Here is a 21,149-nt window from a genome sequence, read left to right on the forward strand (position 1 = left end):
CCCCACTCTTGCCATTGGTTCCTCTTAGTATTTCCAATAAAAATATACCATAATCAAGATATTTATGCAAATATCATGTCTGTTTCTTCCTTTTTGAAATCCGTTTCCTCTTTAAAATAAAGATAACTGATTTTGTTCAGGCAATGACTCCAGACAGCCTTGTTTATCAAGGTATTCAAGGATGGTCTTCGAAACCTTACCCCGCTGTTGAAGGTCTTCTTTGGAGAGGAATTCACCATTTCCCCTCGCGTTGACGATATTGATCGCCGCATTCGTTCCAAGACCTGGAATCGAATTGAAAGGCGGAATCAAAGTATTTCCTTCAATTAGGAATTGATCTGCACTGGATTTGTACAAGTCCACTTTAGCGAATGAATATCCTCGTTCACACATTTCCAAAGCTAGTTCAAGAACCGTCAATGTATTCTTTTCCTTTGTGGATGCATCCAATCCCTTAACCATGATTTCTTCCATTTTTGCTTTGATCGCTTGCGATCCCCGTGTCATGGCGTCGATTTCAAAATCATCGGCACGTACTGTGAAATAGGCCGCATAATATAATAAGGGCAGATGCACTTTAAAATAGGCAATCCGGACAGCCATTAAGACGTAAGCTGCAGCATGGGCTTTCGGGAACATGTATTTAATCTTCTTACATGAATCGATATACCATTCCGGCACCTCATTTTTCCTCATTTCCTCTTCGAATTCCTCCGAGAGCCCTTTCCCTTTACGTACAGATTCCATGATTTTAAACGCCAGGGAAGGATCGAGACCTTGATAGATCAGATAGACCATAATATCATCCCGGCAGCCAATAACCTCACTTAGTGTACAGATCCGGTTGTGGATCAGTTCCTGTGCATTGCTCAGCCATACATCCGTACCGTGGGAAAGGCCTGAAATCTGAACAAGCTCGGAAAAAGTAGTAGGTTTCGTATCTTCAAGCATCTGCCGGACAAAACGCGTACCAAATTCCGGGATGCCTAGCGTACCCGTTTTACACATGATCTGTTCTTCGGTAACCCCTAAAGATTCAGTACTGCTGAATATTTTCATTACTTCCGGATCATCGGTAGGAACGGTCTTTGGATCGATGCCACTTAAATCTTGAAGCATCCGGATTACAGTCGGATCATCGTGTCCAAGTATATCAAGTTTCAAAATATTATCGTGAATGGAATGGAAATCAAAGTGAGTTGTTTTCCACTCTGAATTCCGGTCATCCGCAGGGAACTGAATTGGTGTGAAATCATAGATATCCATATAATCCGGAACGACGATGATTCCGCCCGGGTGCTGTCCAGTCGTCCTTTTCACACCAGTACAACCGGCAACAAGGCGATCGGTCTCGGCTCCGCGCATATGGATGTTATTATCAGAGGAATACCCTTTTACATATCCATAAGCCGTTTTTTCAGCAACCGTACCAATCGTTCCTGCACGATATACATATTCTTCACCGAATAAGACCTTCGTATAGTTATGGGCCTTCGGCTGATATTCACCGGAGAAGTTCAAGTCGATATCCGGAACCTTATCCCCTTTAAATCCAAGGAAAGTTTCAAACGGGATATCATGCCCGTCTTTTGTATAAGCGATGCCACAATCGGGACAGTCTTTATCGGGCAGGTCAAACCCGGAACCTACAGAACCGTCATTGAAGAATTCGGATTTCTTGCACTCAGGACATACATAATGCGGCGGAAGAGGGTTCACCTCTGTAATTTCAGTCATGGTGGCAACGAAAGATGATCCAACCGATCCCCTTGAGCCAACTAGATAACCATCATTCAATGATTTTTTAACAAGCTTGTGGGAAATTAAATAAATAACGGCAAAACCGTGGCCGATGATGCTTTTCAATTCTTTCTCAAGACGGGCTTCCACGATTTCCGGCAGGTTTTCCCCATAAATCTTCCTTGCCATGCCATAACTCATTTCACGCATCTCTTCATCTGCACCTTCAATTTTAGGTGTGTATAATTCATCCTTGATTGGCTTGATTTCTTCAATCATATCAGCGATTTTATTCGTGTTGGTTACCACGACCTCTTTGGCTTTCTCGGAACCGAGGAAGGAGAATTCCCGCAGCATTTCATCTGTTGTCCGAAAATGTACGTCAGGAAGCTTATGACGATTCAGCGGGTTCGCGCCGCCTTGTGAATTCACAAGGATTTTACGGTAAATTTTATCATTCGGATCCAAATAATGCACATTTCCCGTGGCTACGACTGGCTTGTCCAGCTTTTCACCAAGCTTGACGATATTGGAGATGATCGTTTCTAATGATTTATCATCCCGTACATATTCAAGCTCAATCAAATGCTGATACACTTCCTTCGGATGGATTTCAAGATAATCGTAGAATTCAGCGATATCGACGACTTCCTCAAAACCCTTCTGCATCATCCCTTCAAAAACTTCCCCTTTATCACATCCCGATCCGACCAGGATTCCTTCACGATACTTTTTAAGTTGTGAGCGCGGTAATCGGGGCACACGATAGAAATAATCGATGTGTGATATTGAAATTAATTTAAAAAGGTTTTTTAACCCCGCCTGTGTTTGCGCGATCAACGTACAATGGGACGGCCGGGAACGCTGGTAAGCATTTCCTTTACCCATATTGTCATTAAGTTGATCATGATGGGTAATCTCCTTTTCCATTGCATCCTTCAGCATCTTCAGCATAAGGTAACCTGTTGCTTCGGCGTCATAAATGGCCCTATGATGCTGGGTCAGATCAATATCGAACTTTTTACATAATGTATTTAACCGGTGATTTTTAAACTCCGGATATAAGAAACGGGCAAGTTCCAATGTATCAAGCACTGGATTGGAAGCTTTAGGATAACCCAAGTTTTTATAACCTATATTCAAAAACCCCATATCGAAGGCCGCGTTGTGGGCAACCAGAATCGCATCGCCCGCCCAGTCCTTGAACTTTTCCAGCACTTCCGAGACTTCTGGAGCATTTTCTACAAGATCATCAGTGATTCCAGTCAATTCTATCGTCGTATTGGATAGTGGGTGATGCGGATTAGCAAATGACTCGAATCGATCAATGATGTCACCGTCACGGATTTTCACTGCAGCAAATTCAATGATCGTATCATAAACGGCTGACAGACCCGTCGTCTCTACGTCAAACACAACATAGGTGGCATCTGCCAAAGCGATATGGGCCTCATTATAAACGATGGGTACACCATCATTTACAAGATTCACTTCGACGCCATAAAGGATTTTGATACCATTCTTTTTCCCGGCACTATAAGCTTCAGGGAATGATTGTGCTCCCGCATGATCTGTAATGGCAACAGCCTTATGCCCCCACTTTGCAGCCTGGGCAACAAGCGCTGAAGTAGGTGTCACTGCATCCATCGAGCTCATTGGGGTATGCATATGCAGTTCTACACGCTTTTCTCCTTCTGGGGCCTTATCCTGCCGTCCTTGTTTAGAAATTTCATTTATATCATTTGCGATCATTACAAGGTCACGTACGAATGTATCATTTTGGATGCTCCCTTGGGCACGTACCCACATCCCTTTTTTCACTCGGGCAAGTATGGCAGCATCTTCTTTATCACGCGAAAACATTTTGACCAATATCGAGCTCGTATAATCCGTGACTTTAAATGTCAGCAGGCTTCGTCCGCTTCGCAACTCACGCACTTCTGCATCAAATACGAATCCTTCGATAGCAATCCTGCGCTCTTCATCGATAATTTGTTCGATTCTGCGGAAATCCGCATCTTCTTTAATCGTATAGCCAATTTTAACCGGTCCTTCGTAGACGCCATCGTCGCCGCCTTTTTCCGATTCTTTCTTCTGCATTTCCACTAGCGCAGCAAGTCCTTTTTCCGCGTCTTCCTTTTGTTTCTCTTCCAAAAACTTTTGGTAATCAGGATTCGACACCGTTTCCTTCACTTCCGCTTCAAGTGTCAACGGAGGAAAACCGAATGTTTGGTAGATATTCGAAATGATGCCGGAGTATTTTCGTTTCAGCTGACCAGCTTCCGTATCATTTCGGGCGCTTACGATAAGCTTATATCCATTTACCGTTGGCACTTGTTCATTCAGGAGCGATAACAGTGCTGGAGACATGCCTTCAAGCTCGCCAATGCAGTTTTTCCAATACTCTTTTACCAATTGTTCGGTCACTTGCGGATTGGCCACATTCAAGTTGAATGTGACCTTTGCAATATGGGAAAACGTACTTGCTAGATGAGTAGCAAGTCTTGTATGAACACTGCAAGGAATCAATGCAGGTATATTAAAGGCAAAATGCCATGTTTTGGACTCCCTCTCGATTGAGAGTTTATCAATTTCGGCACCTATGAAATAATTTACAAAGGCATCCTCGGTCAAGTCCATTTGCTGGAGCAAGAGTTGAAATCTCTCTCTACCGCTATTTGGATTTTGATCCATTCCCTCTCTCCCCTATCTACTATCTCTTTAGATATTATTCACTATCATTTTCTTTTTGATATCAGAGGCTATTATAACATATCATGAATGTTTCACTAGTATCCAAATCCATGAAAAGGAAAGGCATCATCCTATTGAATGATGCCTAGTTCCCCCATTTTTAAATTATCCCAGTATTTCGTGAAGCTTTTGAGTTAGTTCAGCTCTTTCAAGTTCAAGAACCTCACCCGTTTTACGGATTTTCACTTCGACAATTCCGTCGGATGCCTTTTTACCAACAGTCACCCTGACAGGAAGACCGATCAAGTCGGAGTCTGCGAATTTTACGCCCGCACGTTCTTGACGATCATCCATTAGAACTTCCATGCCTTGTCCCTTTAAATCTTTATATAATTCTTCTGCCAGGGCAGCCTGAGCCTCATCCTTCATATTGATTGGAATCAAATGGACTTGATATGGCGCTAAATTCTTTGGCCAGACCAATCCTTTTTCATCGTTGAATTGTTCAGCGACAGCTGCAAGTGTACGGGAAACCCCAATACCATAACATCCCATGATCATTGGCTGCGACCGTCCATTCTCATCCAGGAATGTCGCATTCATAGCTTCGGAATATTTTGTTCCCAGCTTGAATACGTGGCCTACCTCAATTCCTTTGGCAAATTTAATTTTTCCGTTTCCGTCGGGCGATGGGTCACCCTCTTGGATGAAACGAAGATCTATATAATTGGCCACGTTAAAATCACGAGCGGGATTGACGTTCACATAATGGTGGTCTTCCTCATTTGCACCACAAACTCCATTAACCATGGCTTCGACGGCAAGATCCGCAATCACTTCCACATCAGAAGTGACATTTATTGGTCCAAGAGATCCAATTGCACATCCCAAGACTTCCTTCGTCTCATTTGGATCGACCAAATCAACGATTGAAGCGTTATAGAAGTTCTTCAGCTTGATATCATTGACTTCATGATCTCCTCGTACCAAAACTAGCACATACTTTTCATCCACTTTAAACAATAATGATTTTATTAGTTTCGCTGCATCGGTATTCAGGAATGCAGCAACTTCTTCTATCGATTTTTGACCCGGTGTATGAATTTTTTCAAGTGCAATTTGTTCTTCGCCGCTTTTTTCATATTTTACATTCACAGGTGCCATTTCAATATTGGCTGCATAATCGGAAGTATCCGAATAAGCGATGGTATCCTCCCCTATTTCAGACAGGACCATGAATTCATGTGTATCCTTACCACCCATTGCCCCAGAATCGGCAATGACCGCACGGAAGTTCAACCCACAACGGCTAAATATATTCGAATATGCCGCAAATAAATTTTTATATACAGCATCCAGGCTTTCTTGATTAGCATGGAAAGAATAAGCATCCTTCATGATGAACTCACGTCCACGCAGCAATCCGAAACGCGGTCTTTTTTCATCACGGAATTTGGTTTGGATTTGGTAAACCGTCAATGGAAGACGCTTATAGGATTTCACCTCATCGCGAACTAAACTGGTTATCACTTCTTCATGCGTGGCACCAAGCGCAAATTCACGGTTGTTGCGATCCTTAAGCCGCATCAGCTCTGGACCATAAGTATACCAGCGTCCAGATTCCTGCCAGAATTCGGCTTGTTGTAAAGCCGGCATCAACAGTTCCACTGCACCAGCATTTTCCAGTTCTTCCCGAACGATCGCCTCAACCTTTTGAAGCACCTTTTTTCCAAGCGGCATAAAACTATAAACCCCGCTGGAATTTTGTCTCATAAATCCTGCACGCAATAGCAGCTGATGACTTTTGATTTCAGCATCTGCAGGCACTTCCCTCAATGTAGGGATCAACGTCATACTTTGTTTCATATTTGCACCTCTTCAATATTTCCTTTAAATTACTTGCAGCTTCGGTAAATTTTGATACCGCAACATTTTAATACGGTCATTTCATACAAAAAAGACTTTCCGGTCATTCAGAAAAGCTAATTTAATATACTCATTCTCGATTATACTTACGATTTCCCTAGAAAACAAACAATTTCCCCAAAACGATTAAAAAACTAGGCAATCCCTTCAGATAAGAAAACGGCCAACAGATAATTCTGCTGGCCAGTTTTTGCATTATCCAAACATGTCTTACAGGAAGAATCGCTGGATGTCATTCCAGGTAACGACAATCATCAATAACATCAGCAAAGCAAAGCCGATGAAGTGGACCATCCCTTCTTTTTGACGGTCAATTGGTTTCCCTCTTAAGAATTCGACCACAAAGAATAACAGTCTTCCTCCATCCAATGCCGGCAGCGGAAGCAGGTTCATGATTCCCAGGTTAATGCTGAGCAGCCCTGCCCATTTCATTAACGTGAATAAACCTTGTTTCGCCACTTCCTCAGTTGATTTATATATGCCTACAGGACCAGATAAACTGTCGATCGTAAATCCTCCCGTTACAAGATCACCAAGGATGATGAAGATTTGTTTTGTCCAAAAATACGTTTCTGTAAAACCATATTGTATAGCTTTAATCGGTGCTTTTTCAACCGGAGGGTAAACACCGATAATCCCGATTTTCTTCCCTTCCCGTTCCACTTCTTGTGGAACAACCGGTACTTCTAATGTTTTCCCGTCCCTGTCAACGACGAACTCGATCTCTTGCCCAGGGTTCTTTTGAATGCTTTCCTGAACATCTCCCCAAGTGGAGACTTCCGTCCCTTCTATGGATTGAATGACATCTCCCGATTTTAAACCGGCATTTACAGCCGAACCATCCGGAGTCAACTCACCAAGTTTCGCTTCATCCACCACGACACCTTGAAACAGGCCGATAAGCACAAAAATGACAAAAGCCAAAACGAAATTCATTGCCGGACCAGCTACAATCGTCAGAAAACGATGCCCAAGCGATTTTGAGGCAAATTGCCGGTCAAAAGGAGCAATCTGGTTCTCTACACCATTTTCAACGATCACAGCTTCTTTATTGATGGTAAACGTTTTTAGTGTATCTTCCTCGCCCTCTTCATAACCAGTAAGGATCAGTTTATGGTCAAGGTCGATCACTTCAACTTCCACAAGACGAATATCAGGATATTTATCTTTATTGTTCAAAATGATTTTTGTAACATTCTCATCATTATCGAACATTAACCCCACCCGATAGCCGGGTTTCAATTCTATATTTTCTGCATCTTCACCGGCCATACGCACGTAACCGCCAAGAGGAAGCAATCGGATGGTATAAACGGTTTCCTTCTTTTTATATGTGAATACTTTTGGCCCGAAACCGATTGCGAACTCACGGCATAAGATTCCTGCTCGCTTTGCAAACACTAAGTGCCCAAGCTCATGGAAAAATACTAGAGCTCCAAAAATGATGATGAACGCTATAATCGTTTCTAAAGTCTGCATGTTCCGGTCACCTATCTTTCACTAAAGATTCTATATACTGCCTTGTCATATTATCGACTTCCTGAATCGTTTCTAAATCTGGAAGGGCTATGACGGAATGCTGATTCAGCGCTTTTTCAATCAATGTCTCAATTTCAAGGAAGGTTACCTTTCCAGATAAGAATGCAGAGACTGCGGCTTCATTGGCGGCATTTAACACAGTAGTCATCGTTCCGCCCATTTTACCTGCTTTATAAGCGAATTGCAAACAAGGATATCTGGTGAAATCCATATCCCTAAAATGCAGTTTGCCTGCTTCAGCAAGGTTCAATCTTTTGCGACCTGCCAGCGGAATACGGTCTGGATAAGTAAGTGCATATTGTATCGGCACCCGCATATCCGGTGTCCCCAGTTGTGCTATCACGCTGGAGTCATGAAACTCAACCATGGAATGGATGATGCTCTCCTTATGTAGCAATACATCAATTTTATCGTAGGGAAGATCGAATAGCCAATGGGCCTCAATCACTTCCAAACCTTTATTCATCATTGATGCTGAATCGATCGTGATTTTAGCTCCCATTGACCAGTTCGGATGGTTCAGTGCCTCTTCCACCGTTACATCCTTCAATTCTTCCCTGGTCCGATCTCGAAAACTGCCTCCTGAAGCAGTAATGACAAGACGTTCTATATTTTTTTCCTTTTCACCTTGCAGTGCCTGAAAAATAGCGGAATGCTCACTGTCAACCGGCAGCAATCTGACCCCCGCTTTTTTTGCTTCACTTATGACCAAATGACCTGCCGTCACCAACGTCTCCTTGTTGGCGATTGCAATATCCTTTTTAGCCTTTATTGCTTGAAGTGTCGGATAAAGACCCACGCTTCCGATGACGGCATTGACCAATATCGTCGCCTGACCATAAACAGCAACAGCAGTCAATCCCTCATCCCCATACATGAACTCGATATCTTTGCGGTTGGAGAATTCACATTTCAAAACATGATAATCTTCTTCCGTCTGGACTGAAACCAGTTTCGGTTCAAACTCTTGTATATAAGTCCTGACCAATTCTATATTCTTTCCAGCAGAAAGCGCCACGATCTTGAATTGATCTGGATGGGACCTAACTACATCCGCTGTTTGTTGACCAATCGATCCTGTCGCGCCCAAAAGGCTGATATTTTTCAAATTGTTCATCTCCTAATTCATATAACGCTTGCCTATATTTATATTATAAAACATGCAATAAATGCAAAATCGGTAAAATGAAGATCACACTATCTAGCCTGTCCAAAATTCCACCATGTCCCGGGAGAAGCTTCCCTGAATCCTTTACGCCATAATGACGTTTATACGCCGATTGGACGAGATCACCCAATTGGCCGAATACCCCAATGATTAATGAAATCAATAATAATTGTAATAACGTGTAATCAAGGCTGGAGAAGGCGTAAAATAGAACACCCACCACCATCGCGGATATTAACCCGCCGATAAATCCTTCCACCGTCTTGTTTGGACTTATTTCCGGCCACAGCTTTCTTTTACCAAGCGATTTACCAATGAAGTAGGCTCCGGAATCAGTTGCCCAGATCGTAAATAGGGTAAGCAGGATATAAATCAGCCCCAACCCCAAAGAGTCACGTGTTTCAAATAGGAAGTAGAAACCTATGCCCAAGTATAGGATTGAAATCACTAGAAAGCCTGCGTCATCAAAGGTAAAACGGTTTTTTGAAACGACTGTATAAAGTAACAGCAGTAAAACCCCGATTAAGAATACTTGAACTTTATCATAATTAATTTCTGCCAAAAAAGCGGTATGCTCATTAGGCAATAAAAGCACCCACAATAATATGTGAGAAAGAATTGCTTCAAAAGAAAGTACACGTAACTTTTTCATTTTCATCAGTTCATATAAACCAATTGAACCTAACAGATAAACCGTCAGTAAAAAGGGAGTGCCCCCTAAAATGACTAGTGGAATGAAGATAGCGGCAACTACGACCGCCGTAATAATTCGTTGTTTCATTATTCCATTTTCCTCGCCTTCTACATTAAACGCCACCGAATCTTCGTGAACGCTTTTGATACTCCTCAACTGCCTGCAATAAATGCTCTTCACTAAAATCCGGCCACAGCACTTCAGTAAACCACAGCTCCGTATAAGCAGACTGCCAAAGCATGAAATTACTTAAACGGATTTCACCGCTTGTACGGATCAGTAAATCAGGATCCGACAAATGTTTGGTCATCAGGTAACTGGATAACATTTCCTCCGTTACATTTTCCTTTATTATACCATTCTTAGCATCTTGAATGATGCTATTCACTGCAGAGACAATCTCCCCACGGCTTCCATAGTTCAGGGCAAAATTCAGAATCATCCCATCATTGTCTTTCGTGTCTTCCATTGCCCGTTTAACGGCACTTTGAGTATGTGACGGAATGAGTGACAAGTCCCCAATCGTTTCAACTCTAACATTTTCGGAAATGAGCTCGGGTAAAAAAGTCCCAAGAAATTCCTGGGGCAGCTTCATCAAAAAGTCGACTTCACTTTTCGGACGTTTCCAATTTTCAGTGGAAAACGCATAGACCGTCAAAGTTTTGACCCCTAATTTATTGGCAACTTTCGTAATTCTACGAACGGTTTTCATTCCTTCATGATGACCCGCCACACGTGGCAATGCACGCTTTTTGGCCCAACGGCCGTTCCCATCCATAATGATGGCGATATGCTGAGGAACATCAAACTGTTTAATATGCTGAATCCTATTTGTTACATCGGAAGAAGCATCTTTTTTAACGAAACGCTTCCAAAGTGAATACATATGTTAGTCCCCCATCAGGTTGTACTTATCTCTCTACAAAGGCAAAGTTTTTCGTGCACTATGTATATCAAGCTTTCTGCCACTTAAAAAGAATCTATATTATAATATCAAAAAAAAACTGGTTCTCATATTATTATTATGAAAATTATTTCTTCATTAGAAGCTTGAAAGGGAGAAATCATTCCTTATTTTTTTCTAAAACCGATTATGACTGCCATGAAAAATGCAAAAAAAGGACCACCTCCAACGTTTGCATGCAACATACTAACTCAAGGAGTAATCATTATCGGAGAAACCTTATTATAACAGTTTTCTCCTTTAAGCACACCTATATGTTAGCACCAAGACATGACCCAGTATGGATTCGGCCCTCTTTATTTAATCAATACTTCAATGGAAATTATACTTCCAAAATTTCTTTTTCTTTATCTTTTGTAATTTCATCGATTCTCGTGATATTGCCATCTGTCATCTTTTGGATGTCATCAGCATAGCCACGTAAATCATCTTCAGTGATTTCACCACTTTTTTCAAGCTTTTTCAAATCATCATTAGCATCGCGACGCACATTACGGACAGCTATTTTCGCCTCTTCCGCTTCTTTTTTCACAACTTTCACAAGCTCTTTTCTGCGCTCTTCAGTTAACGCCGGGATGGCTATCCTGATGACCGATCCATCATTAGAAGGATTTAAGCCTAAGTCTGATTTCAAAATCGCCTTTTCGATTTCACCCAATACCGTTTTATCATATGGTTGAATGACTAATAGTCTAGCTTCCGGGACAGAAATACCAGCCACCTGATTAACTGGTGTCGGCGAACCATAATAATCAATCGAGATTCTATCAAGCAATGAGGCATTTGCCCTTCCGGCACGGATGCTTGCTAATTCACGTGTGTACGCTCCAATGGCTTTTTCCATTTTCGTTTTCGCATTCGAAATAACTTGTTTCGGCATCTTTTATTTCCCCCTTACAATAGTTCCAAGCGTTTCGCCTAAAACGGCCCGTTTAATATTACCTTTTTCCATGATCGAGAAGACGATCAATGGAATATCGTTGTCCATGCATAGTGAGGACGCAGTTGAATCCATTACTTCTAACCCTTCTTTAATCACATCAAGATAGGAAAGTTTATCATACTTCACTGCATTTTTGTCTTTAACCGGATCTGCATTGTATACGCCATCCACATTATTCTTCGCCATCAAGATGACATCAGCTTCAATTTCTGCAGCACGCAGGGCGGCAGTGGTATCCGTTGAGAAGTATGGATTACCTGTACCAGCTGCAAAAATCACCACTCTCTTTTTCTCTAGATGCCTGATTGCACGGCGTCTAATGTATGGTTCTGCGACTTGTCTCATCTCAATGGAAGTTTGCACGCGCGTTTCAATTCCAAGCTGATCAAGGCTGTCTTGTAATGCCAATGAGTTCATGACTGTAGCCAACATCCCCATATAATCGGCATTAGCACGATCCATGCCCATTTCACTGCCTATTTTCCCGCGCCAGATGTTTCCGCCACCGACAACAACAGCCACTTCCACATCAAGCTCAGCCACTTCCTTGACTTGTTCAGCAATGGATTTAATCACTGCAGGGTTAATTCCAAATCCTTCTTCACCGGCTAATGCTTCACCACTTAGTTTTAGAACGACACGTTTATATTTAGCGTTACTCATGAGAACCTCCAACTATGTAATCTTTTCATTCGTTCATCATGCTTTCTTGCAATACTGCCAAAAATTCATGACATTTCAAAAAATAGGGAACACAAGAGTGTTCCCCATTATTAATTATCTGACAATTAGTCTTTTTTAACTTGGTTCATTACTTCTTCAGCGAAGTTTTCTTGACGTTTTTCAAGACCTTCCCCTACTTCATAACGAACGAATGATTGGATTTTTCCACCTTTTGATTCAACGAATTGTCCCACTTTTTGATCAGGGTTCTTAACGAAAGCTTGTTCGTTAACACAGATTTCTTCGTAGAATTTATTGATACGTCCTTCAACCATTTTCGCAACGATTTTTTCAGGTTTTCCTTCATTAAGAGCTTGCTGCGTAAGAACTTCGCGTTCGCGTTCTAATTCGCTAGCATCCACTTGGTCGCGAGAGATATATTTAGGGTTAATTGCAGCGATATGCATTGAAACGCTTTTAGCTGCCTCTTCGTCAGTTGTACCTTCAAGAACTGATAGTACGCTGATGCGTCCACCCATGTGAAGGTATGCACCAAATGCATCGTTATCTGTTTTAGAAACGACTTGGAAACGGCGAAGAGTTAATTTTTCCCCAATTTTAGCAACAGCAGCATTGATATGATCTGCAACTTTTGCTCCATTTTCCATTGTTTGCTCAAGAGCAGCTTCAACGCTTTCAGGTTTGTTCGCAAGAAGGAACCCAGCCAATTCCTTAACAAGAATTTGGAAGCCTTCGTTTTTAGCAACGAAATCAGTTTCAGAGTTCACTTCAAGAATAACCGCTTGGTTTCCTTCAACAACGATTGAAGTTAAACCTTCAGCAGCGATACGGTCGCCTTTATTAGCAGCTTTTGCAATTCCTTTTTCACGTAGGAAATCGATTGCCTTTTCCATATCGCCTTCAGTTTGTACAAGTGCCTTTTTGCAGTCCATCATACCGGCACCAGTTTTTTCACGCAATTCTTTAACTAATTGTGCAGTGATTGCCATAATATATATCCTCCTCAAATTAAATGCAGTTTATTCAATCTTTACCCATTATTGCCAAAAAATACTTGTTATCATCAAAGAAAATAACGAGCTTTGACAATATTTTCGAAAAACATCCACATTTTCAGTCAATATGACGGAACTAAACCAGCAGATGATTTTCATCCCTTAAAAATCGCCCATACCTTTTAAAAATGACATTCCGTACAGTGATTTTATGTATGTTTATTTAGTGCAAAAAAAAGGGATAAAAGGCATTATCCTCTTATCACCTTTTTTCTTACTGAATAAGCAACCTTTTTTACTTATTAAGCAGTAGTTGTTTCAGTTGCTGTTTCTTCGCCTTGTTTAGCTTCTAAGATAGCATCTGCCATTTTACCTGTTAATAATTTAACAGCACGGATTGCATCGTCATTCGCAGGAATAACTACATCGATTTCATCCGGATCACAGTTTGTATCAACGATACCAACAAGTGGAATGTGTAATTTGTGTGCTTCCGCAACAGCAATACGCTCTTTGCGTGGGTCGATAACGAAGATCGCATCTGGAAGAGTCTTCATATCTTTAATACCGCCTAAGAATTTCTCTAAGCGATCCCATTCTTTTTTAAGTTGGATAACTTCTTTTTTAGGAAGGACTTCGAAAGTTCCGTTTTCTTCCATTTTTTCGATATCTTTAAGACGAGCGATACGTTTTTGGATTGTTTCAAAGTTTGTTAAAGTTCCACCTAACCAACGTTGGTTTACATAGTACATACCAGAACGGATAGCTTCTTCTTTAACAGATTCTTGAGCTTGTTTTTTAGTTCCGACGAAAAGAACAGTACCGCCGTTAGCAGCTAGTTCTTTCACGAAGTTATAAGCTTCTTCAACCTTTTTAACTGTTTTTTGAAGGTCGATGATGTAGATGCCGTTACGCTCAGTGAAGATATATTTCTTCATTTTTGGGTTCCAGCGACGTGTTTGGTGTCCGAAATGCACACCAGCTTCAAGCAATTGTTTCATAGAAATGACTGACATTTTAGTTCCTCCTAAATGGTTTTGTTTTTCCTCCGCACCGATCATTTTCATACAGAAACTGTCGTAACAGCACCATCTGCAAGAATCACGGGGCGTGTGTATTAACACCATTTCATAATATATCATAATGACTCTGCACAATCAAGAGATAAGTTTATCTATTCATGCGAAACTTTAGTAATAGCTCTATCTCCGTTTGACCGCGACCTAACTTTTTGGCGATTTCAACCACTGAATGTCCTTGATCCGCTAACATATCCACTTTTTCATTTAATGACCGTTCATTTAACGAAGCCTGCAGCATGTCCGAAAATTCCATGGCAGCCGATGCAAGTTCCAATTTGTCCTCGACTTTTACGGGTAAAGCATTGGCCTCATTTTCTTCAGGCATTATTTTATAAGCGTTAATCGCCTGCTTTTTAGCGGCGGCACGACTTCCCGCTTTATACTCTAGCAGAATGTTTTGTTCTTGTTTTTCTTGTTTTTCTTGTTTTTCTTCCTTAGTTTCTTTGATTGAACCATGTTCTTGTCCTTTTTGTCCATGCTCAGGATTCATCGCCACCGAATTGTTGATTGCCTTTACCAGTGTCTCGTTGTCCTCCTTTATCTCCATTAAATAACCAGACAAAAGTTGTTCCATTTCTCCAATGACGGCTTTTTGGTCTTTTTCCAACTTACTTAAACGATTTTGCCGAAGATATAAAACGATGATGGCAAAAATGGTGAATATGTTCAATATAAACAACAGAAATATAAAAAATGCTGACATGCTGCCTCCTAATTAACCGGAATAGTCAATCCTGTTACCTTTAGCGGATGGGGATCTTTTTTCACTGTTGTTTTTTTCTTGATTACTTTCCCTATGCTCTTCTTGACAACGTACAGTTCGAAGATTCTGTGATTTCGAAATATTTATTGATGAAGGTATCCCTAAAAATCCTATCAAGTTGATTTATAGGGCTTTCTTCAATCAATAGGAATCTCTTATGCCTTCCAGACTCCATAGCCTCTTCAATGAAAAATATCTTCATTAAATCTTTTGATCTTGCATCGTGTTTCTTAATTTATAAATCGCTTTCGAGTGAATTTGGGATATCCGTGACGTAGATAAACTCATCACTTGTCCGATTTCGGTTAACGTCAGTTCTTCTTTATAAAAAAGCTGTAAAACCAATTGTTCTTTTTCATTTAGGGTTTCAATGACTTTGGCTAATTCCTCATACAATTCATCCCTTAACACATGTTCCTCAGGTAAATCCGCCTTTTCATCTTTAATATGAAAATTCACGCTTTCTTTATCGTCCTCTTGGGGATTTTCATCCATAGATAGTACATTGGCAAAGAAATTCTTATTTAATGCAGCATATACTTCATCTTCCGGAATATTCAATTCAGCGGCAATTTCATTTGGCGAAAGGTTCCTCATGTATTGCTGCTCCAGCTTCTCTATTGCAGATTCAATTTTCTTGGCTTTATCTCTTGCACTCCGTGGAAGCCAATCCTCTTTTCTTAATCCATCTAAAATGGCACCACGAATTCTAAATGATGCATATGTGTCAAACTTGAGGTCACGCTTCGTATCAAAACGTTCCAGGGCATCGAATAACCCCATCATCCCTAAACTCCTTATATCATCCCGGCTCACATTTTTAGGAAGACTTACTGAAATACGTTGAACATGGTACGATACGAGAGGTATGTATTTCTTTACCAAAATGTCCCCGGCTAGCGGATCTCTGCAATCCACCCAATTTTTCCAACATAACTGCTCTTCTTCGATGGTCAGATGAGACATTGGACATCCTCCTAACATTGTTATACGATTTGTGATCAATACGGCCCTTAAAGCCATACATGCAATAATAATTCGGTTGCAAATACATCTGTCTTTTGGTTTTTAAAGAGTCAAATCCGATCCTATATGTTTTTAGTCCCTTTTGTAACGGTCCGTATATTTAGCAGACAATCATTTAAATTGAATTCAATCGTTCTTCCGCTATTTCCGCCAACATCTTCGGCAACGATTCTAATCCGCAAGTCAGATAACCCTTTCCGGACAGCTTCCACATTCCGGGGTCCGATTCTCATTAAATCCCCTCCGGAGGCAAATTGAAACATTTGTGCTCCGCCAGCCAGCTTCGCTTTTAGGAATGGCATTCTTGCGCCTTCTTTTACTAATACCTGCACTAATTCGTTTATCGCCGTATCTGCAAATTTGGCAACGTTGATCTGTCCCGATTTAGCGAGTGAAGAGTCTGGAAGCATGATATGGGCCAAACCTGCAATTTCTTTTTTTTCATCATAAATCACAACACCGACACACGATCCCAAACCTGAAGTACGAATCGTATAGGGAGGTTTTATTATATTCATATCATCTATTCCAACCTTAACAACCTGGACCTTTACCGATTCAGTCATTAGGTGAGACTCCTAAGGCGGAAAAAATGATATCAAAAAATTCGGGATCAGGTAATAAAAAGAAATGACCACTAACCGAGTCAGCAAAAAGCTGGTCCTTTTCAAGTACAGTTTCAATGACGATGGCTGCGTCACTTACTTGAGATAATTCCAATAACCCATAACTGATCGTTGCCCCTGCCATATCGATGCTCAAGGAAGGAACGGATGGATAGATATTCAATCGGGTAAAATCAGAAAGGGCAGAGAGATAGGATCCCGATAAAGTATTCCCTAATTCCTGAAGGCAAGAGAGTGCCAATTCAGTATAGGGTGCGGATTCCATCAAAAAGGTTTCATCACCAGTCATCCTACGAATCAAGTATTGGGCTACAGGTAGTGAAAGGATAAAAAACATACTTCCTGAAGCATCACCTTCTATTCTAAGAAAAACGCTGGCCACGACGTGATCGGCCCCGCCAGCCATTTCCATCATTTCATCAAAGGAAACGATTCGGACATTAGGAACATTCATATCAATTTTCCTATTAAGGATGGCAGAAAGTGCAGTTGCTGCGTTTCCTGCACCTATATTACCGATTTCCTTCAAAATATCGAGCTGAAGAGTGTTGATTTTCTCAATGAACGACATATGATTATCCTTCTCTTAACATATTTTCAGTCATTTCAAGACTTAAGGCCTTCTCCAAATTAATCAGGACAAGCAGTCGCTTTTCAATTTTAGCCACTCCGCTAATGTATTCTGAAGCCAAATGTCCCACAACTTCAGGCTGAGGTTCGATACTCTCCACTGGAATATCCAAAACATCATTGGCAGAGTCCACTATTAACCCCACCTCCATATCATCCAGAATGACGATGATAATCCTTGTTGATTCATCGTATTCCACCTCTTCAAAATCAAAACGAACCCGTAAATCAATAATTGGAGTGATTACCCCCCTTAAATTTATGACTCCCTTAACGAATTTTAAAGCCTTTGGAACCCTGGTAATATACAGTAGCTTTTCAATGCCGCTGACCTTATCCACTGGAATTGCATATTCCTTATCCTTTATTTGAAATACGATTACTTTCATATCCTCCGACATCTATTCCCCTCCTTTAATAAACTAATGATGATTGTGAAGTCTTGACGAAATCTGCATCGACACGGTCGAACCATCTCAATACCTGCACGATTCATCTATCATTCAATGAATCAATGTGTTGCAATCTATGATTAATGCAACTTGACCATCACCAAGTATCGTAGCCCCGGATATGGCAAATGCACTGGTTAAATAATTGCCCAATGATTTCAGAACGATTTCCAGTTGCCCGATAAATGAATCTACAACTAATCCCGCTAATTTATCACCTTTTCTTACAATGACCACAGAGAGGGACTCTTCTTCTTCCTGATTGATAGGAACTTCAAATATATCTTTCAAGAACAGAAGCGGCAGAACCTTACCCCTGAAGTCAATGACTTGTTGATTATGGGCATTCATGATATCTGCTTTTTTTATGATTGCTGTTTCTATGATGGAAGAAAGCGGTATGGCATATTTTTCGTTTTGGATGGCAACCAGCATGACAGAAATTATGGACAATGTAAGCGGAAGCTGAATAAGGAAGATGGATCCTTCATTTTCTTTGGAATCGATCGTCACAGATCCACCAAGGGACTCAATGGTATTTTTAACTACATCCAGCCCCACACCGCGTCCCGATACATCTGAAATGATTTCCGCTGTCGAGAAACCAGACGCGAATATCAATTCATAGATTTGCTTATCCGTTAGGGTGGCGGCAGTTTCCTTAGTTAATATCCCATTGGATAGCGCCTTGTTCAAGACTCGATCTTTATTGATTCCTGCGCCGTCATCCTCGATTTCAATGAAAACATGATTACCGCTGTGATATGCTTTTAACAGGATTTTCCCTTCTTCATTCTTCCCTTTCGCCCAACGTTCTTCAGGTGTTTCAATTCCATGATCCATGGCGTTCCTTATCAAATGTACGAGAGGATCACCGATTTCATCAATGACTGTACGATCAAGTTCCGTTTCGGCACCGTTGATTTCCAAATTGACTTTCTTGTTTAAGTCCCTTGCCAATTGACGTACCATTTTAGGAAAACGATTGAATACAGTTTCCACGGGCACCATCCGCATATTCAATACGATTGTTTGTAAATCACTGGTTATACGGGACATTCTTTCTACTGTTTCATGCAATTCTTGATTATCCAAATCACTTGAAATTTGATCAAGCCTGCCTCTATCGATTACTAGTTCCTCGAATAAGTTCATCAATATATCAAGCCGCTCAATGTTCACTCGAATGGTCTTGCTTGATGCCGTCTTAACGGGTGCCTGTTTTTTCTTATCATCATATTCCGTTGGAAGCTCGGCATTATTTGTCTCTTGTTTTGGGATTTCAGTAACTTTATAATCTTTAGAATGGGCGGCATACCGCAAATGTTCAAGATTAAGTGCATTTACAACAACTTGATTCACTTCTGAAACCTTCATGATTTTATTCTTTATCTCATCACTCGATTCCCTTGTTACCACCGTGATGGTAAATCGCTGATCGAATTGCTCTTCTTCCAAAAGTTCGACGGGTGGGTGTGACTTGATTACTTCACAGGACTTTTCAAGCACCTCAAAAACCATATACACCCTGGCAGCTTTTAAAAGACAGTCCTCACGCAACCCTATCGAAATTTCGAAGCTGCTGAATCCCTGATCCTTTGATTGCTGTAGTACTGTCCATTCAAATTCATCGTACTCTACAACAGTCATTTCCTCCTTTTCAAGGACGGCAGAAGCTGCTGCCACTTCTGCAATGGTTGAAGAAACGGGCGACTCGCCTTTTCCAATCATTTCCAGCTGATGGACAACCCCCATCACATTTCTTTTTCCATCTCCACCTTCAGCAATGGACATGACCATCGCTTCTAAATCATCTACCGCTAAAAATATCACGTCAAACAATTCAGGCGAAAGAACGATTTGACTGTTTCGGATCGCATCCAAAACATTCTCCATTTTATGAGTTAAATTGGCTAGATCCTCATAACCCATAGTTGCCGACATCCCTTTTAAGGTATGGGCGGAACGAAAGATTTCGTTTACAATCGAGAGGTCTTCCGGGTTCTTTTCGAGTACCAGCAACTGTTCGCTGCATGTTTGAAGATGTTCTTTACTTTCTTCAATAAATACCTCTAAATACTGATTCATATCCATACAATCTCACACCTCCACGTGTTAACAATAGCTTATTACCGCTCTAGCTATTTTTTCTACATCCTCTATGCTATCTATTAACTTGGTATTGATTGCCGCCTTAGGCATACCAAAAACGATTGAAGTCTCCTGTGATTCGGCTATCGCTTTTAAAGGACCCTTTTTTTTCAGCTTGGTAAGCCCCTTTGACCCATCCATCCCCATCCCGGTCATAATAACGGCTATTTTCGCATAATCATTCATTTCACTCACCGATTCAATTAGCACATCAACCGACGGGCGATGTCCATTACGCAATTCGGATTGATCCAAAAGGATTGCCCAGCTCATTCCGACTTTCCTCACTTTCAAGTGATAACCTCCAGGTGCGATGTAGGCGACACCTTTTTGAATCAGTTCTCCCTCTTCAGCTTCCTTCACTTTAATCTTGCATAACGAATTCAGGCGTGTTGCCAAGGATTTTGTGAAACCGGGGGGCATATGCTGGACAATGAGTATAGGAGCATCAATGTCTTCTGGAAGTCCTGTCAAGACAGTCTGCAGAGCTCTCGGGCCTCCTGTTGATGTACCGATAACTATTATTTTTTTGTATCCATAGAACCATTTTCTTCGATTTTTTTCATTTATTGACGATACTACTGATTCTATTTTACTATATTTTTCCCAAACGGATGGGCTTCTTTCAATATTTCTCGCATTTTTTTCTAGTATGTGAACATTTGCCCTGCTGGCAGCCATAACTTTTTCATGGAGTTCTTTCTTGATTTTATGTAAGTCCAATGAAATGGCTCCCGAAGGTTTAGCCACAAAATCAAAGGCTCCGCTGTTCATCGCGGCCAATGTATTTTCCGTTCCTTTTTTTGTTGTGCTTGATAACATGACTACAGCGGTTGGACATTCATTCATGATCCGGTTTAATGCTTCCAACCCGTCCATAATCGGCATTTCCACATCCAAAGTCACGACATCGGGTTTTAAAGTCTTTATTTTTTCTATGGCATCTATTCCATCCCTGGCAGTCCCGATGATTTCCATCCTGCTATCTTCTGCCAAAAACTCTGAGATTAACTTTCTCATAAATGCAGAATCGTCCACTATCAGCACTTTTACTTTATCCATAGAAGGAGAC

17 protein-coding genes are annotated in these 21,149 nt (G+C 41.1%); all 17 read right to left on the bottom strand.

All coding sequences use genetic code 11. The features are described from left to right. Positions 1-111: 111 nt before the first annotated feature. The 17 genes from AC1DIV_RS12835 to AC1DIV_RS12915 all read right to left on the bottom strand — a co-directional run bounded on the left by AC1DIV_RS12835 (position 112) and on the right by AC1DIV_RS12915 (position 21,139). Positions 112-4,434 carry a PolC-type DNA polymerase III gene (locus AC1DIV_RS12835; RefSeq protein ID WP_063596249.1) on the bottom strand — a complete coding sequence of 1,441 codons (4,323 nt, stop codon included), beginning with the start codon at positions 4,432-4,434 and terminating at the stop codon, positions 112-114. Positions 4,435-4,599: 165 nt separating this feature from the next. Continuing rightward, positions 4,600-6,300 (bottom strand): proline--tRNA ligase, encoded by a 1,701-nt coding sequence (locus AC1DIV_RS12840; RefSeq protein WP_323598868.1) that lies wholly within the window; start codon positions 6,298-6,300, stop codon positions 4,600-4,602. Positions 6,301-6,570: 270 nt separating this feature from the next. Continuing rightward, positions 6,571-7,839: an RIP metalloprotease RseP gene (rseP, locus tag AC1DIV_RS12845; RefSeq protein ID WP_048684772.1), complete on the bottom strand. Its 1,269-nt coding sequence runs from the start codon at positions 7,837-7,839 to the stop codon at positions 6,571-6,573. Between the two features lie 7 nt (positions 7,840-7,846). Continuing rightward, positions 7,847-9,007 (bottom strand): 1-deoxy-D-xylulose-5-phosphate reductoisomerase, encoded by a 1,161-nt coding sequence (gene dxr / locus AC1DIV_RS12850; protein WP_251538993.1) that lies wholly within the window; start codon positions 9,005-9,007, stop codon positions 7,847-7,849. A gap of 43 nt (positions 9,008-9,050) precedes the next feature. Beyond that, complete coding sequence (locus tag AC1DIV_RS12855) at positions 9,051-9,848, bottom strand: phosphatidate cytidylyltransferase (RefSeq protein WP_063596537.1); 798 nt, start codon at positions 9,846-9,848, stop codon at positions 9,051-9,053. Positions 9,849-9,873: 25 nt separating this feature from the next. Next, complete coding sequence (locus AC1DIV_RS12860; protein ID WP_477576529.1) at positions 9,874-10,647, bottom strand: isoprenyl transferase; 774 nt, start codon at positions 10,645-10,647, stop codon at positions 9,874-9,876. A 400-nt stretch (positions 10,648-11,047) separates the two neighbouring features. Next, positions 11,048-11,605: a ribosome recycling factor gene (frr, locus tag AC1DIV_RS12865; protein WP_048684777.1), complete on the bottom strand. Its 558-nt coding sequence runs from the start codon at positions 11,603-11,605 to the stop codon at positions 11,048-11,050. A gap of 3 nt (positions 11,606-11,608) precedes the next feature. Then, the gene (pyrH, locus tag AC1DIV_RS12870) at positions 11,609-12,331 is read right to left on the bottom strand and encodes a UMP kinase (RefSeq protein ID WP_034313639.1); all 723 of its coding nucleotides are present in this window, start codon (positions 12,329-12,331) and stop codon (positions 11,609-11,611) included. Positions 12,332-12,456: 125 nt separating this feature from the next. Further along, complete coding sequence (gene tsf, locus AC1DIV_RS12875; protein ID WP_034313641.1) at positions 12,457-13,341, bottom strand: translation elongation factor Ts; 885 nt, start codon at positions 13,339-13,341, stop codon at positions 12,457-12,459. 308 nt (positions 13,342-13,649) lie between these two features. Then, entirely contained in the window at positions 13,650-14,363 is a 714-nt protein-coding gene (gene rpsB / locus AC1DIV_RS12880) for a 30S ribosomal protein S2 (protein ID WP_034313644.1), read from the bottom strand. Between the two features lie 154 nt (positions 14,364-14,517). Beyond that, positions 14,518-15,132, bottom strand: coding sequence for a DUF6115 domain-containing protein (locus AC1DIV_RS12885; RefSeq protein WP_477576530.1), 615 nt, complete (start codon positions 15,130-15,132; stop codon positions 14,518-14,520). A 261-nt stretch (positions 15,133-15,393) separates the two neighbouring features. Then, the gene (locus AC1DIV_RS12890) at positions 15,394-16,158 is read right to left on the bottom strand and encodes a FliA/WhiG family RNA polymerase sigma factor (RefSeq protein ID WP_477576531.1); all 765 of its coding nucleotides are present in this window, start codon (positions 16,156-16,158) and stop codon (positions 15,394-15,396) included. A 122-nt stretch (positions 16,159-16,280) separates the two neighbouring features. Beyond that, the gene (locus AC1DIV_RS12895; RefSeq protein WP_477576532.1) at positions 16,281-16,784 is read right to left on the bottom strand and encodes a chemotaxis protein CheD; all 504 of its coding nucleotides are present in this window, start codon (positions 16,782-16,784) and stop codon (positions 16,281-16,283) included. Further along, the gene (locus tag AC1DIV_RS12900; protein WP_477576534.1) at positions 16,777-17,415 is read right to left on the bottom strand and encodes a chemotaxis protein CheC; all 639 of its coding nucleotides are present in this window, start codon (positions 17,413-17,415) and stop codon (positions 16,777-16,779) included. Before AC1DIV_RS12900 ends, AC1DIV_RS12895 begins: the two co-directional genes overlap by 8 nt. A gap of 4 nt (positions 17,416-17,419) precedes the next feature. Next, complete coding sequence (locus AC1DIV_RS12905) at positions 17,420-17,875, bottom strand: chemotaxis protein CheW (RefSeq protein WP_477576535.1); 456 nt, start codon at positions 17,873-17,875, stop codon at positions 17,420-17,422. A gap of 102 nt (positions 17,876-17,977) precedes the next feature. Then, a complete protein-coding gene (locus tag AC1DIV_RS12910; RefSeq protein ID WP_477576537.1) occupies positions 17,978-20,020 on the bottom strand; it encodes a chemotaxis protein CheW in 2,043 nt (680 codons plus the stop codon). Between the two features lie 21 nt (positions 20,021-20,041). Continuing rightward, positions 20,042-21,139 (bottom strand): protein-glutamate methylesterase/protein-glutamine glutaminase, encoded by a 1,098-nt coding sequence (locus AC1DIV_RS12915; RefSeq protein ID WP_477576539.1) that lies wholly within the window; start codon positions 21,137-21,139, stop codon positions 20,042-20,044. Positions 21,140-21,149: the final 10 nt, after the last annotated feature.

Source organism: Peribacillus sp. 05N428 (genome assembly GCF_056397085.1).

Bases quoted from the DNA above. Each gene is read 5' to 3' on its own strand.
- AC1DIV_RS12895 (WP_477576532.1), bottom strand. From the start codon at position 16,784: ATGACTGAATCGGTAAAGGTCCAGGTTGTTAAGGTTGGAATAGATGAT.
- AC1DIV_RS12835 (WP_063596249.1), bottom strand. From the start codon at position 4,434: ATGGATCAAAATCCAAATAGCGGTAGAGAGAGATTTCAACTCTTGCTC.
- rseP (WP_048684772.1), bottom strand. From the start codon at position 7,839: ATGCAGACTTTAGAAACGATTATAGCGTTCATCATCATTTTTGGAGCT.
- rpsB (WP_034313644.1), bottom strand. From the start codon at position 14,363: ATGTCAGTCATTTCTATGAAACAATTGCTTGAAGCTGGTGTGCATTTC.
- AC1DIV_RS12885 (WP_477576530.1), bottom strand. From the start codon at position 15,132: ATGTCAGCATTTTTTATATTTCTGTTGTTTATATTGAACATATTCACC.
- AC1DIV_RS12915 (WP_477576539.1), bottom strand. From the start codon at position 21,139: ATGGATAAAGTAAAAGTGCTGATAGTGGACGATTCTGCATTTATGAGA.
- AC1DIV_RS12910 (WP_477576537.1), bottom strand. From the start codon at position 20,020: ATGGATATGAATCAGTATTTAGAGGTATTTATTGAAGAAAGTAAAGAA.
- tsf (WP_034313641.1), bottom strand. From the start codon at position 13,341: ATGGCAATCACTGCACAATTAGTTAAAGAATTGCGTGAAAAAACTGGT.
- AC1DIV_RS12855 (WP_063596537.1), bottom strand. From the start codon at position 9,848: ATGAAACAACGAATTATTACGGCGGTCGTAGTTGCCGCTATCTTCATT.
- AC1DIV_RS12840 (WP_323598868.1), bottom strand. From the start codon at position 6,300: ATGAAACAAAGTATGACGTTGATCCCTACATTGAGGGAAGTGCCTGCA.
- AC1DIV_RS12900 (WP_477576534.1), bottom strand. From the start codon at position 17,415: ATGTCGTTCATTGAGAAAATCAACACTCTTCAGCTCGATATTTTGAAG.
- AC1DIV_RS12860 (WP_477576529.1), bottom strand. From the start codon at position 10,647: ATGTATTCACTTTGGAAGCGTTTCGTTAAAAAAGATGCTTCTTCCGAT.
- frr (WP_048684777.1), bottom strand. From the start codon at position 11,605: ATGCCGAAACAAGTTATTTCGAATGCGAAAACGAAAATGGAAAAAGCC.
- pyrH (WP_034313639.1), bottom strand. From the start codon at position 12,331: ATGAGTAACGCTAAATATAAACGTGTCGTTCTAAAACTAAGTGGTGAA.
- AC1DIV_RS12905 (WP_477576535.1), bottom strand. From the start codon at position 17,875: ATGTCGGAGGATATGAAAGTAATCGTATTTCAAATAAAGGATAAGGAA.
- AC1DIV_RS12890 (WP_477576531.1), bottom strand. From the start codon at position 16,158: ATGTCTCATCTGACCATCGAAGAAGAGCAGTTATGTTGGAAAAATTGG.